At 56.3% G+C, this 14931-nt stretch carries 15 protein-coding genes and 1 pseudogene; 2 read left to right on the top strand and 14 right to left on the bottom strand.

Translation table 11 applies throughout. The features are described 5' to 3' along the window. Window positions 1-43 precede the first annotated feature (43 nt). The 9 genes and pseudogenes from HP572_RS14995 to HP572_RS15035 all read right to left on the bottom strand — a co-directional run bounded on the left by HP572_RS14995 (window position 44) and on the right by HP572_RS15035 (window position 8153). Window positions 44-310, bottom strand: coding sequence for a type VI secretion system PAAR protein (locus tag HP572_RS14995; protein ID WP_240583627.1), 267 nt, complete (start codon window positions 308-310; stop codon window positions 44-46). Between the two features lie 59 nt (window positions 311-369). Beyond that, window positions 370-2085, bottom strand: coding sequence for a DUF2235 domain-containing protein (locus tag HP572_RS15000; RefSeq protein WP_240583628.1), 1716 nt, complete (start codon window positions 2083-2085; stop codon window positions 370-372). Between the two features lie 2 nt (window positions 2086-2087). Further along, window positions 2088-2603, bottom strand: coding sequence for a DUF3304 domain-containing protein (locus tag HP572_RS15005; protein ID WP_240583629.1), 516 nt, complete (start codon window positions 2601-2603; stop codon window positions 2088-2090). A 124-nt stretch (window positions 2604-2727) separates the two neighbouring features. Continuing rightward, the gene (locus tag HP572_RS15010; RefSeq protein WP_240583630.1) at window positions 2728-3246 is read right to left on the bottom strand and encodes a hypothetical protein; all 519 of its coding nucleotides are present in this window, start codon (window positions 3244-3246) and stop codon (window positions 2728-2730) included. Continuing rightward, window positions 3243-3968 carry a DUF4123 domain-containing protein gene (locus tag HP572_RS15015; RefSeq protein ID WP_240583631.1) on the bottom strand — a complete coding sequence of 242 codons (726 nt, stop codon included), beginning with the start codon at window positions 3966-3968 and terminating at the stop codon, window positions 3243-3245. Before HP572_RS15015 ends, HP572_RS15010 begins: the two co-directional genes overlap by 4 nt. 1 nt (window position 3969) lies before the next feature. Further along, window positions 3970-5837: pseudogene (gene tssI / locus HP572_RS15020) on the bottom strand (type VI secretion system tip protein TssI/VgrG). 470 nt (window positions 5838-6307) lie between these two features. Continuing rightward, complete coding sequence (locus HP572_RS15025; protein ID WP_240583632.1) at window positions 6308-6853, bottom strand: acireductone dioxygenase; 546 nt, start codon at window positions 6851-6853, stop codon at window positions 6308-6310. After that, window positions 6850-7539 (bottom strand): acireductone synthase, encoded by a 690-nt coding sequence (mtnC, locus tag HP572_RS15030; RefSeq protein WP_240583633.1) that lies wholly within the window; start codon window positions 7537-7539, stop codon window positions 6850-6852. Before mtnC ends, HP572_RS15025 begins: the two co-directional genes overlap by 4 nt. Beyond that, window positions 7536-8153: a methylthioribulose 1-phosphate dehydratase gene (locus tag HP572_RS15035; RefSeq protein ID WP_205554720.1), complete on the bottom strand. Its 618-nt coding sequence runs from the start codon at window positions 8151-8153 to the stop codon at window positions 7536-7538. Before HP572_RS15035 ends, mtnC begins: the two co-directional genes overlap by 4 nt. Before the next feature lie 179 nt (window positions 8154-8332). On the opposite strand from HP572_RS15035, the gene HP572_RS15040 reads away from it, so the two are divergent. Continuing rightward, the gene (locus HP572_RS15040; protein WP_205569397.1) at window positions 8333-9490 is read left to right on the top strand and encodes a pyridoxal phosphate-dependent aminotransferase; all 1158 of its coding nucleotides are present in this window, start codon (window positions 8333-8335) and stop codon (window positions 9488-9490) included. Then, window positions 9478-10260: an amidohydrolase gene (locus HP572_RS15045; RefSeq protein ID WP_240583634.1), complete on the top strand. Its 783-nt coding sequence runs from the start codon at window positions 9478-9480 to the stop codon at window positions 10258-10260. Before HP572_RS15040 ends, HP572_RS15045 begins: the two co-directional genes overlap by 13 nt. A 21-nt stretch (window positions 10261-10281) precedes the next feature. Here the strand turns inward: HP572_RS15045 and hpxK are convergent, their stop codons facing one another. From hpxK to HP572_RS15070, 5 genes are all read right to left on the bottom strand, one after another. Then, a complete protein-coding gene (gene hpxK, locus HP572_RS15050; RefSeq protein WP_240583635.1) occupies window positions 10282-11544 on the bottom strand; it encodes an allantoate amidohydrolase in 1263 nt (420 codons plus the stop codon). After that, window positions 11541-12785: an alanine--glyoxylate aminotransferase family protein gene (locus HP572_RS15055; RefSeq protein ID WP_240583636.1), complete on the bottom strand. Its 1245-nt coding sequence runs from the start codon at window positions 12783-12785 to the stop codon at window positions 11541-11543. The genes hpxK and HP572_RS15055 overlap by 4 nt, the downstream gene beginning before the upstream one ends. Before the next feature lie 95 nt (window positions 12786-12880). Next, on the bottom strand, window positions 12881-13624 hold the full coding sequence (locus tag HP572_RS15060) for an amino acid ABC transporter ATP-binding protein (RefSeq protein WP_014916424.1): 744 nt from the start codon (window positions 13622-13624) through the stop codon (window positions 12881-12883). Further along, window positions 13605-14258, bottom strand: a complete 654-nt coding sequence (locus HP572_RS15065; RefSeq protein ID WP_029368898.1) for an amino acid ABC transporter permease — start codon at window positions 14256-14258, stop codon at window positions 13605-13607. The genes HP572_RS15060 and HP572_RS15065 overlap by 20 nt, the downstream gene beginning before the upstream one ends. Then, window positions 14258-14923, bottom strand: a complete 666-nt coding sequence (locus HP572_RS15070; protein WP_010282622.1) for an amino acid ABC transporter permease — start codon at window positions 14921-14923, stop codon at window positions 14258-14260. The genes HP572_RS15065 and HP572_RS15070 overlap by 1 nt, the downstream gene beginning before the upstream one ends. Window positions 14924-14931: the final 8 nt, after the last annotated feature.

The raw sequence follows: 14931 nt of genomic DNA on the forward strand, positions 1-14931 counted from the left end.
TTCCAGGAACCTCAGGATACGCCGCACGGACGCGGCAAAGCCATCACCCAATGGTGACCGTTCCCCCGCCAATCAACACGCCACCGCAGCTCACTGCATCACCCGTGCGCGCCGCAGGTTTACCTTCAACGAGTACGCTGGATGAACCGCTGCTAATACTCCGCGCATGACCATGGGGAACCAAAGGATCGCCTTGTCGAGCCAACGGCAGGCCGTCAACCTTAACCGTTGATGAGCCTGAAGCAACAGGTGTAGGCGGATGGCTACCGTGCCCCGTGTCGCTATCGCCTATTTTAACAGCGTTACCCATTTTTTAGTCCTTTTAGTTGATTAGTTCTTTTAACTGAATAGTCAGACTTGCTGCAACCATCATGCAGCGGCCTCGTCATCGGCAGCCAATACCTCTATTCCACGTGGGACGAAGAAGTTATTGTTCCTCAGCATGGTACCCGCCTGATCGTTCAGCGTAGCGAACTTGAGTTCCTCTGACGCAAAGTCGTGCATAAAATAATTGAAGAAAATATCCGCCTCACGCGGCACTCGCTTAGTTTCATCAAAAAACTTCACCAAATTGGCCCCTTGGTACATCTGCCGGCGCAGCCCCCGGCTTCTCAACACGTTCTCCGCATCGCGTCCGACCTGTATCAACCAGCCCCACTGCGCGTTGAGTTTATCCCGCTCACTTCCTTTGGCGTTTTGGCGAAGTAGTTTGTAATCATGCAGTTTTTCCCCCAGCCAGACGCAATAGTGGATCATGTGCAGTTCGAACGCTTCCGGGGTCGGGTTCATTTGCCCCACCCATTTGCTGTAGAACTCACTGTATGCCTTCGCCGAGTAGCCCAGCCGGCTATCCTGCATGATGAAATATTGGGCTACTCGTGGGTTTTTAGCATCAAGAGTGAGAAAATTGGGGAAAGGCACCTGTGCCCTGCGCGCCGTTTCAAACATCTGTCGCAACGGCACCCGACACAGCTCGGCGCTGGGGCGCTGTTCGTTGGGTAGCAGTCCTCCCGTCACGTCTTCACTGATGCCAGGGCAGAGCACTTCTCGCCAGCCTGATTTGAGCGGCCCCAGAGGTAACAGAGGACGGGATTCTCGTCGTTCATGTGCCGCTATCAGGTGCAAGGCACTTTTTACTGCGGGGTGGAGGGGCTTGTCGAACTCAATCACTTTCGCACCAAAAGCCGTGGTGATCATACCAACAACAGGGTGCCGGGCAACGAGCCCCGCCCCGTCAGAGACGGTTGCCACGGTATCCCCCATGTCCAGCGAGCTGCGGCGTGTGCAGTCGAACAGGCCAGCAAAGATCACCTCAACCTTGCTGTCTTCGTAGCGATACTCGCTCCCTACTTTGGTACAGACCGACGCCAGTAACTCGTCGATAAAGCGTCGGGCTAACGCCGCCCCCAGATCGGCACCGAACACCGAAATCTGGATCAGTTTGATGGGCAGTTGGTTCTCCTTTTTACTCAGTGCAATGCTTTCTTTGAACTTGTTTTTAGCCAAATCTACCCGCGCATCGACCCCAGTCATCATCAACTCGGCCACGATCGGGTTATCCCGAATTGGCTCGGCGGCTTCGAGCAACGCGCGGGTCACCGCCTTTTTGGCAGTCGACGCCACGGCATCGAGGCCGCTCTTCATGGTCCGCAGGTCATCTAGCTTATTGGAGAGAACCTGACTCCAGTCCCCTTTGAAAACGCCCTTAACGGTATCGACCGCCGTTTCTTTACCCTGTTCAACCAGTGCATCGGCATAGTCCTCAGGCAGCGCTTTCTGTCTGGCGTCCAGAATGCTGTCCAGTCTCTCGGATGGCGTATCGTCAAGGGGGGTAGCTAAACCAGGAATATAAACTTTGGCATACGTGTATGAAGAAGTAAGGTCTGCTTTTATTTTTAGAGAGTGGGCACGAAACAAACGTCCTACGTTAGTCAGACGCTGGCTGTCTTCATCCACATTAATATTTCGCTTCATACCATCAAAGAAGAAGCCTATCTGTAACGCCAGTGAGCAAGTGCCTATTCCTGCCTGATGACGGCTTTCTTCACGCGCAACGCGACATTCAAGATCATCCCAGTCAACCATCTTTACTTCCTTGTTCGATAAGTATCAATCACATCTTTCATACCAGGAATACCCCACCCAACCCAGCGCACCATCACCTGGTTATCCGGCAGAAACAGCACATAGAAATTATCTTGTCCTTTTTCCCTCTTAGGCATTGGTAAAATAACTGTATGAATCTCAGGGCGATAGCCCAATTCGTCATATTGTCGGCGGGTCATCGCCAGTTCCCATTTTATCTTAACTGTATCTCCCTCTATCCGATAAGGTCCCGCAGAACTGCCTCCCGTATTAAGCCCATCAAATGCGTCGGTATTCCCTCCCATATTGCCATTGACATACACATAGCTAATGGGGCGGTCGATCACCGAATGGACAACGATTGACGCTCCGCCATGCCGTTCCTGAATCAGAAACATCCAGCCCAGCCAAAGTACCAGCAGAATGCTTGCCAACCACCGCCCCCAGCGCGGTAATATCTGCCATATCGCCGTGATCAGCCCCGATATCACTCTTGTTAAACCACTTGCCACACTCATGCTTGTTCCCTTTGTTCTTGCTGGTTCAATTCCCTTATTACTGGCTGAGTAGCCGTCACGCCCGCCTGATGACGGCTCCCTTCACGCGCAACGCGACATTCAAGATCATCCCAACCCACCTTATTTATCTCCTTGTTCTATAGGTATCGACGATGCTATCCATTTCAACGACACAGCTTTCGGCCCACCTGATCATCGGTTTGTTATCAGGTAACATCAGCACACAGAAACCATTCTGGCCTTTCTCCCGTTTAGGCATAGGTAAGGTGATAGTATGTTTCTCAGGCTGAAATCCCTGTTCTTCTTGTTGCTTTAGAGTGGCACTCAGTAGCCAATCTATTTTGACCGTATCTCCGTCTATCCGATAGGGACCAGCACTTCCCCCTCCCCCTGCATGAAATCCATCAAACGCAAAGGTATTACTCCCCATATTGCCGTTGACGTACACATAGCTAATGGGACGATCGATAACCGAATGAACAACGATTGACGCTCCGCCATGCCGCTCCTGTATCAGGAACGTCCAGCACAGCCAGAGCACCAGCAGAATGCTTGCCAGCCACCGCCCCCAGCGCGGCAAGATCTGCCATATCGCCGTGATCAACCCCGAGATGGCTCTTGTTAAACCACTTGCCGCACTCATACTTGTCCCTTTTGCTCTTCCAACGCCTGACGGCCACCTTCCAGATAGGCTAATGCCCACAACCGTCTTTGAGACTCTGTCGCACCAGCCTGCTGGGCTTTTCTCAGCGCCTTACGAACCATGCTCATCCTTTCACAGGGCGGGAAATGCCCACAGAGATCTCCCTCTTGCCAAAGGGCCAGTACGCGATGCTCGTCAGGCGAACCTTGCAACGCTTGATATAACTCAGACGTCAATTTCACCAGAACAGGTTCAGTGGGAGGGATCGATAGGCTCAGGTCGTGCCAACTGCCGTCGCATTCTCGTAACCACCAGCGATCGATCCCGCCAAACAGCCCACCGAGCCACGGGGCGTCGTGTTGTTCAACAAGCAGAGGCAGCGCGTGTGGCGTGTAGAACCGCAGCAGTTGGCTAAATTGCCCTTCGGGTTCAATCACCCTCACACCCAAAGCCAGTTGCTTTTGCAAAGCGCTAAGGGATTGCTCGCTCTCCAACAGGCCAACCACGTGCCCCTGCTGAACAAGCGTCGCCAGTAATCTTTCGTCCTCTGGTGAACAATGCCAAAGCCAGGGACCCAGATTGATCAGTTCAAACAAGTCATCATGAAAATAGAGCGGTAAAAACGGATTTTTGCTCAACCGTTCACGTTGTTCAGCGGTGAGATTCGCCCCTTCCAGCAGGGCGATACAGGCACCACGGTGCCAGATAGTTTCAGGTAGCATCTTATTCTCCCTGTATCAATGCATCGCCCTGCGCCATGGCACGCAGCAGACAGGGAATACAGACCGGTTTTTCAAGAGGCGGTATTTTGGGCAGTTGGGGCGGCGCAATCACCTCAACCGTTCCCGGTAATGAGGGCAGTTGACCTGCCCAACCAGAGCCACAACCCGGGCTGCCACCTGAATTCATCTTGATGCTGGGGCCGACCAGCGTCACGCCACTGGGATCGATCTTCACGAAGCTTCCCCCGACTTTCAGCGTCAGCTCCGCGCCCGCTTCAAGAACCACCTTAGCCCCCGCTTTTACATGCACTTCCTCACCCGCCTCAACCAGTAACGCTTGCCCCAGTTTCTGATGCATCGACGCATCAACGGTCAGCGAGAGGCCTCCTTTCACGTGGTCACGTTTCTCGTTCTCCACCGTCAGGTGATCGTTTGCTTTGATGCGGGTCACTCGCTCATGATCAATATCCGTATGTGCGTCGTGTTTGATGTGCCAGACGACGTGGTTAGTGACGTGGAAAGTACGCCCGGTAACAATCGGCTGATCCGGATCGCCTTCAAGGAAGCTGACGATCACTTCATGGCCGATACGCGGGATGGCAATCATGCCGTACTGGCCGCCCGCCCAGCCCTGACTGACGCGCACCCAGCAGGAACTCTGGTCGTTACTCGCACCGTAGCGATCCCACGGGAATTGCAGTTTTACCCGACCATACTGGTCGCAGTAAATCTCTTCTCCCGTCGGGCCGACGACGGTAGCAATTTGCGGGCCGTCCACCATCGGTTTGTATGGCATCGCGGCACGCCATGTCGTCGTGCCTTTCACCACGGCAAAACTGTTGCTCATGGTCGTCGGTTCGCCGCCGCTTTCCTCTTCCAGCGCCTGCGGCTGCTGCCCGACGTGCGTCACGCTCACCGTCTGCCACACCGCGTTCAGCGCCGCATTCGGGTGCTCCGTCAGGGTGAAGGTGTTGCCCGGCATCAGCCCGCGCAGTTGGATTCCCCTTCGCTCGTCACCGCCCCTGAACGTAGTGCATCCAGCCGGTAACCACTGAACGCCTTGCCGCTCGGGTCTTGCTTATAGCGACCTGGATAGTCGTAATGCTGATAGCTTTCGCGCTGATGCTCCAGCTCACCGCTCATTTTCTTGTGCAATAGCCCGTAAGCCGGTGTCTTGAAGCTGTAGTCTTTCAGCTCGACTTCGGCCGTACTCACCCGCTCCGCATAGTGGAAGCGCCGGACATATTCGCCCTCGCTCAGCCCCTGCGTCGCCAGATTGAAGAACAGCTCAGGGCCTTTGGTCAGCGCACCCGCATCGTCGGCAAACACTACTCGATGTTTACCTTCTTCGTATTCATGGAAGAAATACATTCCCTCCTCAGCGGCCAGCCGGGTGATAAAGGCTAAATCGCTTTCCCGATACTGCACGCAATATTCGCGCACCGCGTGCTCGTTACGCAGCGCAAAGGCGTAGTCGGTAATGCCCGCTTCTTCCAGCAGTGCACCGATAATCGCCTCCGGCTTTTGCGCCTGAAAGATGCGGGCGTTGGTGCGTAATCCCAGTCGCCACAGGGCAGGACGGACTTCCACCTGATAGCGCGTGCGGCGGAATCCGGTGTCACCCTGCGTGAAGCCACTGACAATCCCGCTGACGCGACGTTTCAGTTCGCCTTCATACCAAATCATCAGCTCGCACGGCTGGTCCAGCACCGCGCCGAAGTCAACATCCGGCAACGCGCTCGCCAGACTCAGCGACAGGCTAAAAGGCCGGCTCAGCCCTTCATCCAGCCTGAAATCCACTACCGCGAAAGTGCCTGCTTCCAGGGCACCGACCTTTACGGTGAACTGTAATCCTGTACTGTTTGCCACCTGCTTTCTCCTTATTTTTATTCTTGCTCTGCTGCCACGGCTACCGCATGCGCCGATGCGTTCCGCAGCTCCCTGATGAAAAGCAAAATGCTTAAAACTGTGGTCTGAGTCTGCTCACACCACAGTTCATGTTGATAAAGCATCACATTGATAACAACAAGACGTTATAAAGACGCCCTATTGGCTAACAACGCTACGCGGGTGAAAAGCGCAGAAAGTTTACGTTGAGCAGAGATGCAGTGTGTTCACGTCGTGGTAAACAAGAAGGTCGCGGGGCTGAAGCGGTGTGAAGAGTGACGAAAACGTTCCATGTGGCATCCTTGACGCTATTCCTTTTAAGAAAATACGCGTAAAGGATAACAAGATGTTCATAGTGCTAATAGCGCAAAAATTAGATAGTGAATCAAAAAGACTCAATCAAAGAAAGGCCTAAAATTTTTTCGTGGAATAAAGGGATAAAACCCTACGCGCTAGCGCTCCAGCTTCGGATACGCATCGGCGATCTTATCGCCGGTAAAATGCGCGATCCAACCTTCCGGGTTATCGAACAGGCGGATGGCGGTGAAGTGCGGTTCCGGCCCCATGTCAAACCAGTGTGCCGTGCCTGCGGGTACAGACAGCAGATCGTTCTTCTCACACAGGATCTGGTAAATCTTGCCGTTCAGGTGCAGACAGAACAGTCCCGCGCCTTCGACGAAAAAACGCACTTCGTCTTCATGGTGGACATGCTCGGATAAAAATTTGGTGCGTAGCTCCGCACGCTGCGGATTATCGGAACGCATGCTGATAACGTCCCAGCTCTGATAGCCTTTTTCTGCCACCAGCTTGTCGATTTCATGCTGATAGGCCGATAGCACTTCCTCAGACGACGGCGCATCGCTCAGCTTCTGGCTGGCTTCCCAGCGTTCAAAACGCACGCCAATCTCATTCAGCTCTTTCTGAATTGCCTCGGCATCCTGACTTTGCCAAATCGGCTGGCTTGCATCGCTGTCGCTAAAAATGGTTAATCCACTCATTGGGCGTACTCCGGTAAGTCGATCTGGTCAAAACGTGCCACCTGACGGTGACGGCTTACGTTATCCGCGTCATCACGAATAAGCTGACAGGCGTGCCAACCGGCTTCCTGCGCGGCATCCAGCTCCTGACGGATATCCGACAGGAACAACAGTTGCTCAGCAGGCAGCCCGATGGCTTGCGCAATCGTGCGATAAGAATCGGTCTCGCGCTTCGCACCGACGCGGGTATCAAAATAGTCGCTGAACAGCGGGCGCAGATCGCCAGCGTTGCTATAGCCGAACAGCAGTTGCTGCGCTTCCACCGAGCCTGACGAGTACACATACAGGCGCAGGCCCTGCTGCTGCCACGTGGCGAGCTGCGCGGCCACTTCAGGATACAGATGCCCCTGAAAATCACCGTTACGGTAGCCCGTACGCCAGATAATGCCTTGCAGCTGCTTCAGCGCGGTGGATTTACGATCTTCATCCATAAACTGGTTCAGCGCGGCAATCAGCGTCTCGCTATCCGCATCCGGCTGACCTAGCTCCTGACGCAACGCGTCCAGCGCCTGCGCGATCTCCGGATCGCTACCGTGCTGCCGAACGGTGTCGGCCAGACGTTCGCGGGCATAAGGAAACAGCACGCTGTGAACAAAACGGATATCGCTGGTGGTGCCTTCGATATCGGTCACAATTGCCTTAATCATGCTTTCGCCTCCAACAGTCGACGTTGCAATTCGCATTGGAACAGGAACTCTAGCCCTTCCAGATGACGACGCGCTTCTTTCACCGTCGCGCCCCAGCAGTAAAGGCCGTGGCCGCGCACCAGAAAGCCGTAGCGTAGCGGCGTATGGCTGGCGTACTCGGTTACCCGCTGCGCCAGCGCCGGAATATCTTGATCGTTATCGAAAATAGGGATCGCCACGCGATCCAAATGGGTGGTTTGTCCCGCCAGAGACTTTTGCATTTCGTAGCCGTGCAGCACCAGTTCAGCGCCCTTCTCTACCCGAGACAGCACCGTCGCGTTCACCGAATGCGTGTGCAGCACCGCGCCGATAGTCGGCTCACTGCGATACAACAGCGTATGCAGCCCCGTTTCCGCCGACGGCGTGCGACCGCTCGGCACATGGTTAGTGGCAATCTCCACCAGCAGGAAATCCTCTGCCTGAAGGCTGCCTTTATCTTTACCCGATTCGGTAATCAGGCACTGCGCTTCATCAAGGCGCACGGACATATTGCCGCCCGTCGCCGGACACCAGCCCTTTTCACCTATCCAGTGGCAGGCCGCAAGCAGCGCCGTCAATTGTTGATTTTCAGTCATGAGGCTTCCCGTTTTGGTCTTTCTGTTTCAAAGCATGCAGTTGCAGGTTTAGATCTTTTCATTATGTCTTAGCACGCAAAGGCATTTAGCCGTTTAAACGTCCAAGCGTCTTGATTGCCAAATACTAACAGCATGTTATATTACCAAGCAATACAGGCTTGCAGGAGTTCCACCCCGCTATGAGCGCCGCTCTGATCCCCGACAGTAAACTGCCTTCGCTGGGCACCACCATCTTCACCCAGATGAGTGCGCTGGCCCAACAGCATCAGGCCATCAATCTATCACAAGGTTTCCCTGATTTTGACGGCCCGGACTATTTACAACAGCGGCTGGCGTATCACGTCAGTCAGGGCGCCAACCAATATGCGCCAATGACTGGCGTCGCGCCGCTGCGTCAGGCGATTGCTGAAAAAACGGAAGAGCTGTACGGCTGGAGGCCGGATGCCGATAGCGAAGTGACCGTCACGGCGGGTGCGACCGAAGCGCTGTTTGCCGCCATTGCCGCGCTGGTACGTCCCGGCGACGAAGTGATTTGTTTCGATCCCAGCTATGACAGCTATGCGCCTGCCGTTACGCTGGCCGGCGGCGTACTCAAGCGCATCGCCTTACAACCGCCCGCCTTTCGCGTGGACTGGTCGCATTTTGCTGAGCTGCTGAGCGACCGCACTCGTTTGGTCATCCTGAATACGCCGCACAATCCGTCCGCCACCGTCTGGCAGAAGGCTGATTTTGAGCAGCTATGGCAGGCGATTGCCGCGCGTAACATCTTCGTGCTGAGCGATGAAGTCTACGAACACATTTGTTTTGACAGCGAAGGACACGCCAGCGTACTGGCCCATCCGTCGCTGCGCCAACGCGCTATCGCCGTTTCATCATTTGGCAAAACGTTCCACATGACCGGCTGGAAAGTCGGTTATTGCGTCGCCCCAGCCGCCTTAAGCGCAGAAGTACGTAAGGTTCACCAGTATCTGACGTTCTCCGTGAACACGCCCGCGCAGTTCGCGATTGCCGATATGCTGCGTGAACAGCCGCAACACTGGCGTGAACTGCCCGATTTTTACCGCGCGCGTCGCGATCGCTTCATCAAGGCGCTGTCAGGCAGCCGTTTTGACATTCTGCCCTGCGAAGGCACTTACTTCCTGCTGGCGGACTATCGGGCAATTTCCGATCTGGACGATGTCAGCTTCTGCCGCTGGCTGACCGAGCACGTTGGCGTCGCCGCCATTCCGCTGTCCGTCTTTTGCGCCGATCCGTTCCCACATACGTTGATTCGACTATGCTTTGCTAAACAGGAAGCAACGTTGGATGCCGCTGCGGAGCGTTTATGTCGACTTTAAAGATTTCATTGCTGCAACAGCCGCTGATCTGGCGCGATGGGGAAGCTAACCTGCGCCATTTCGATACCTTATTAGCGGAGATGAGCGGGCGTGATGTGGCAGGACGCGATCTGATCGTGCTGCCGGAGATGTTCACTACCGGTTTTGCGATGGAAGCCGCCAAAGGCAGTCTGGATCAGTCGGTTGTAGAGACGTGGCTGCACCAATGGGCGCAGAAGACGAATGCGCTGATCGGCGGCAGCGTCGCGGTAAATACGCCGAAAGGCGCGGTGAACCGGTTCCTGCTGGTCGATCCGCACGGCGAGGTGCATCACTACGATAAGCGCCACCTGTTCCGCATGGCGGACGAACACCATCACTATCAGGCTGGCACGGAACGGGTCACCCTTGAATGGCGCGGCTGGCGCATCTGCCCGATGATCTGCTACGACCTGCGTTTCCCTGTCTGGTCGCGCAACCGACAGGACTACGATCTGGCGCTGTATGTCGCCAACTGGCCAGCGCCACGAGCCGCACACTGGCAGACGCTGCTGGCGGCGCGCGCCATTGAGAATCAGGCCTACGTTGCAGGCTGCAACCGCGTCGGTACCGACGGCAACGGCCACAGCTACCGTGGCGATAGCCTGATTATTAATGCACAGGGAGAGATTCTGGCCTCTGCCGCCCCCAACCAGCCCGCCCGTCTGGACGCCGAGCTGTCGCTGGAAGCGTTGCAAAGCTACCGGGAATCCTTCCCCGCTTGGCGCGACGCCGACCGCTTTACGCTGTAGCTGTCATTGCCGTAGCTGTCGTTACTGTGCAGAGGCGTGGTAGAACACCGCCTGATAGAACGCCTGTAGCGCCAGCGCCACATCTGCCGTGGTAACGGACTCGTCAGGATGGTGGCTGATGCCGCCGCGGCAGCGGACAAACAGCATCGCTACCGGCCAGCATTCGGCAATAGCAATCGCATCGTGCCCCGCGCCGCTTGGCAGCATCAGCGTTTTCCCCTGCACCTGCGTCACCGCGTCGTTTAATACCGACTGCAACGCGGGATCGCAGCGGGTTGCCGCAATACGATAATACTCTTCGGCGCTGAACTGGCAGCCGCGCTGGTGCGCGATAGCCTGCCCTAGCGTCAGGAGTTTTTGTAGCAGCGCATCCAGCGGTGCATCCTCCGGCCCGCGAATATCCAGCGTCATCTTCACCTCACCGGGAATGACGTTCGCCGCACCCGGTAAGCACTGCAACGTGCCAAACGTGGCGACCAGATGAGGATCGCTTTCCCGCGTTATCCGCTCTGCCTGCGCCATCCAATCGGCAGCTGCTGCCAGCGCATCCTGCCGCTGCGTCATCGGCACCGTGCCCGCATGCCCCGCCAGCCCGAGAAACGTGCAATTAAGCCGCCGCGCCCCGTTGATCGCGGTGACCACGCCCAGCGCCAGATCCTGCTGCTCCAGACACGGCCCTTGTTCGATATGCAACTCCAGATAGGCGGTGATATCGCTGACCGGACGTGCCGCCAGTGCCACCTCAAGCGGATCCAGCCCCGCAATGGTCAACGCCTGCGCCACACTGGTGCCCTCGGCATCCTTACACTCCAGCCAGTTCTCCGGCCAGGTACCCGTTAGCCCTCGGCTACCCAGCAGCGTAATGCCAAAACGCGTGCCTTCTTCATCGCCGAAGCCAATGATTTCCAGCGCCACGGGCAAACGCATCCCCTGTTGATGGAACGCACGTACCACTTCGATCGCCGTCAATACACCCAGCATGCCGTCATATCGTCCGGCATTGCGTACCGTATCCAGATGCGAACCGAGCAACAGCGCTGGCGCATCCGAGGTTAATCCTTCATAGCGACCACAAATGTTGCCCACGCTATCCTGCCAGACGTTCATGCCCGCTTCGCGCATCCATTCTCCCACCTGCGCATTGGCACGCAGGTGCTCCAGCGACAGATAAACACGGGTCAGCTGGCCGGGCATTTCGCTGATTTCAGCCAGCGCATCGCAGCGTGACATAATCTGCTCAGCGGCGGCCTGTGCGGCAACGGGCAACATCAACATTTCACTCATGCACGTCCCTCATCTGCCGCGTAGCAATTCCAGGCAGCCTGCAAGGCTTCGCCCTGCACGGTGCGGAAACCAAGGTGATTCAGCACCGCCTCCAGCGCCGTCAGCGTTTGCATCACGCAGTCTTTACGCGCGTTGTAGCCCATCGTCCCGATGCGCCAGATCTTGCCCTGAAGCGGGCCAAAGGACGTGCCGATCTCAATGGCGAAGTCTTCCAGCAGCAGCTTACGCACCTGCTCACCGTGAACGCCGTCAGGGATCACCACACCCAGTACGTTATTCATTTTGTGGGTCAGCGAGCCAAAGGTCTCCAGCCCCATTCCCTGAATCCCCGCCACCAGCGCACTACCGTGCAGCGCATGACGGGCAATGCTGCGATCCAATCCTTCTTCGAGGATCGTTCGGGCACACTCGCGTGCGGCAAACAGCATGCTCGTCGCCTCGGTGTGGTGGTTCAGGCGCTCTGGCCCCCAGTAATCCATCACCATGCCCAAATCGAAATAGTTGGAATAGATCATCTCGTCGTCGCCGTCCTGATGGGCGTCCGTTCGGATCCCCTGTTCAATACATTTGCGACGACGGATCACTGCTTCCATCTGCGGGCTGAGCGTGATCGGTGAGCTGCCAGACGGCCCGCCGAGGCACTTCTGCAATCCGGCGGAAACCGCATCCAGTCCCCACTTATCCGTTTCCAACGGGTTGCCGCCAAAAGACGCCGTGGCATCGGTATAGAACAGTACGCCGTGACGGCGGCAGATCTCGCCCAGTTCTTCTAGCGGTTGCAGCATGGTGGTCGACGTATCGCCCTGCACCGTCAACAGTAAACGCGGGCGTACTGCTTTGATCGCATCTTCGATCTGGTCCGGCGAGAACACCTCGCCCCACGGCACTTCAATGGTATGAACATCAGCACGACAGCGGCGGGCAATCTCGCACAGCAGATGACCAAAACGGCCAAACACGGGTACCAGCACCTTATCGCCGGGGCGGATCGCCGACAGCAAAATCGCTTCAATGCCCGCACGCGAGGTACCGTCTACCAGCATCGTCCAACGGTTTTCCGTACGGAAAAGCTGACGATAGAGCTCCATGACCTGATTCATGTAGTTCGTCATCGCGGGGTCATACTGCCCCACCAGTTGGCTGGCCATTGCCCGTAATACGCGCGGATCGGCATTGATCGGCCCCGGCCCCATCAGCAGGCGATGAGGGGGATTGATTTGCGCGTACAGTTCGCTGTTCATGGTTATCTGCTCCAGATTCTTTACGTTACTAATTTGCTAATCGAATGATTTGATGTACGTTTCCGTGTGTGATTAGCTCAAAAGAGGGAGAAGCCTTACGCTTCCGACAGTCCTCGGACCGAGGCGATGAACTGTTTCAGTTCGCGGGTCTGCGGGTTGGCGAACAGCGTTTTGCTGTCGCCCTGCTCCCAGACCGTGCCCTGATGCATAAACACCACGCGGTCGCCCACTTCACGGGCAAAATTCATTTCATGCGTCACCAGAATCAGCGTCATACCTTCTGCGGCCAGCTGTTCCAGCACCTTCAGTACTTCGCCGACTAATTCAGGATCGAGCGCCGAGGTAATTTCATCGCACAGCAGGACTTTCGGGTTCATCGCCAGCGCACGGGCAATCGCGACGCGCTGCTGCTGGCCGCCCGACAGGTTGGCAGGGTAATAGTGAAGGCGCTCACCCAGCCCCACCTTTTTCAACACCCGCTCGCCCAGCTCACGGCACTCCGCTGCGCTTTTACCCAGCACGCGGCGCGGTGCCAGCATCACGTTTTCCAGCGCCGTCATGTGCGGAAACAGATTGAAGTTCTGGAACACCATCCCGACCGAGCGGCTGATTTCCCGCGCCTGCGAATCCCTGTCGGTGACCGTCATCCCGCCCAGCTTGATGCTGCCGTCCTGGTAGCCTTCCAGACCGTTCATGCAGCGCAATAGCGTGCTCTTACCAGAGCCGCTGCGCCCGATGATCGAAATGACCTCACCCATTTCAATATCCAGATCCACGCCTTTCAGGACATGGTTCTGGCCGTAATATTTTTGAACCTGATTAATGGTGATGAGCGGCATTGAATTTCTTCTCCAGATAGCGGCTGTAGTAAGAGAGCGGATAGCACATCAGGAAGTAGCCCAGCGCCACCAATCCGAACACTTTAAACGGCTGATAGGTCACGTTATTCAACATGGTTCCCGCCTTGGTCAGTTCGATAAACCCGATAATCGACGCCAGCGCGGTACCTTTAATCACCTGCACGGAAAACCCCACGGTAGGCGCGATGGCGATACGCATCGCCTGCGGCGCAATCACCCGATAGAGCGTTTGGCCGAAATCCAGCCCGAGGCAGCGCGACGCTTCCCACTGCCCTTTCGGCAAGGCTTCGACACTGCCGCACCAGATATCCACCAGAAAGGCGCTGGTAAAGAGCGTCAGCGCCAGTGCTGCCGCCGTCCACGGGCTCACATCGATGCCGAACAGCGCCAGCCCGAAAAAGGCGAGGAATAGCTGCATCAGCAGCGGCGTGCCCTGAAACAGCTCGGAATACAAATGGACAAGACGTGTCGGCCATTTGCGTTTAGTCAGCCGCAACAACATCAGCGGAAAAGTCACTATCGCGCCGCCGATAAACGCCGTCAGCGACAGCAGTAGCGTCCAACGTGCCGCCAGCAGCAGGTTGCGCACAATATCCCAGTCGGTAAATGTCATCATGACGGATTCCCCAGAAAGCGCCGACCTGCCAGCAGTAAGAGTTGTCGCATCAGAACAGACAGCACCAGATAACACAGCGTGGTTGCCAGATACACTTCAAAGCTCAAAAACGTACGGGACTGAATCAGGTTGGCGGCAAAGGTCAGTTCCTCGTAAGACACCTGCGACACCACCGACGACCCCAGCATGACAATGATGCACTGGCTAACCAGCGCCGGATAAATCCGCTGGAGCGCAGGCGGCAGAATCACACGTAAAAAGGTCTGCATTCGCGTCAGCCCCAGCACGCGGGCAGCTTCCCACTGGCCTTTTGGCGTCACCTGAATCCCCGCGCGGATAATCTCGGTGCTGTACGCTCCCAGATTAATCAACATCGCCAACAGCGCGGCCTGTCCGGCGGTGAGCTTCAAGCCCAGACTCGGCAAGCCGAAGACGATGAAGAACAGCTGAACCACAAACGGCGTATTGCGGATCAGCTCGACGTAGACACCCCATAGCCGACTCAGCAGAGTGGGCTTGCCGCTGCGCAAGGCCGCACCGAAGATGCCGATAGCAATGCCGCCGAGGGTTGCCATGACCGTCAGCTCAATGGTGACCCACAACCCCTCCAGCAGCTCAGGCCAGAACGGAAACAGCGCAGAAAAATTAAGCTGATAGGTCATGGCGTGCT

Source organism: Pectobacterium sp. PL64, from assembly GCF_022477975.1.
GTDB lineage: Bacteria > Pseudomonadota > Gammaproteobacteria > Enterobacterales > Enterobacteriaceae > Pectobacterium > Pectobacterium jejuense.

What these genes read in the sequence shown, in the direction of transcription:
- HP572_RS14995 (WP_240583627.1), bottom strand. Translation starts at nt 310, where the DNA reads ATGGGTAACGCTGTTAAAATAGGCGATAGCGACACGGGGCACGGTAGC.
- HP572_RS15010 (WP_240583630.1), bottom strand. Translation starts at nt 3,246, where the DNA reads ATGAGTGCGGCAAGTGGTTTAACAAGAGCCATCTCGGGGTTGATCACG.
- HP572_RS15000 (WP_240583628.1), bottom strand. Translation starts at nt 2,085, where the DNA reads ATGGTTGACTGGGATGATCTTGAATGTCGCGTTGCGCGTGAAGAAAGC.
- HP572_RS15045 (WP_240583634.1), top strand. Translation starts at nt 9,478, where the DNA reads ATGTCGACTTTAAAGATTTCATTGCTGCAACAGCCGCTGATCTGGCGC.
- mtnC (WP_240583633.1), bottom strand. Translation starts at nt 7,539, where the DNA reads ATGATTAAGGCAATTGTGACCGATATCGAAGGCACCACCAGCGATATC.
- HP572_RS15035 (WP_205554720.1), bottom strand. Translation starts at nt 8,153, where the DNA reads ATGACTGAAAATCAACAATTGACGGCGCTGCTTGCGGCCTGCCACTGG.
- HP572_RS15060 (WP_014916424.1), bottom strand. Translation starts at nt 13,624, where the DNA reads ATGCCGCTCATCACCATTAATCAGGTTCAAAAATATTACGGCCAGAAC.
- HP572_RS15025 (WP_240583632.1), bottom strand. Translation starts at nt 6,853, where the DNA reads ATGAGTGGATTAACCATTTTTAGCGACAGCGATGCAAGCCAGCCGATT.
- HP572_RS15055 (WP_240583636.1), bottom strand. Translation starts at nt 12,785, where the DNA reads ATGAACAGCGAACTGTACGCGCAAATCAATCCCCCTCATCGCCTGCTG.
- HP572_RS15040 (WP_205569397.1), top strand. Translation starts at nt 8,333, where the DNA reads ATGAGCGCCGCTCTGATCCCCGACAGTAAACTGCCTTCGCTGGGCACC.
- hpxK (WP_240583635.1), bottom strand. Translation starts at nt 11,544, where the DNA reads ATGAGTGAAATGTTGATGTTGCCCGTTGCCGCACAGGCCGCCGCTGAG.
- HP572_RS15005 (WP_240583629.1), bottom strand. Translation starts at nt 2,603, where the DNA reads ATGAGTGTGGCAAGTGGTTTAACAAGAGTGATATCGGGGCTGATCACG.
- HP572_RS15065 (WP_029368898.1), bottom strand. Translation starts at nt 14,258, where the DNA reads ATGACATTTACCGACTGGGATATTGTGCGCAACCTGCTGCTGGCGGCA.
- HP572_RS15070 (WP_010282622.1), bottom strand. Translation starts at nt 14,923, where the DNA reads ATGACCTATCAGCTTAATTTTTCTGCGCTGTTTCCGTTCTGGCCTGAG.
- HP572_RS15015 (WP_240583631.1), bottom strand. Translation starts at nt 3,968, where the DNA reads ATGCTACCTGAAACTATCTGGCACCGTGGTGCCTGTATCGCCCTGCTG.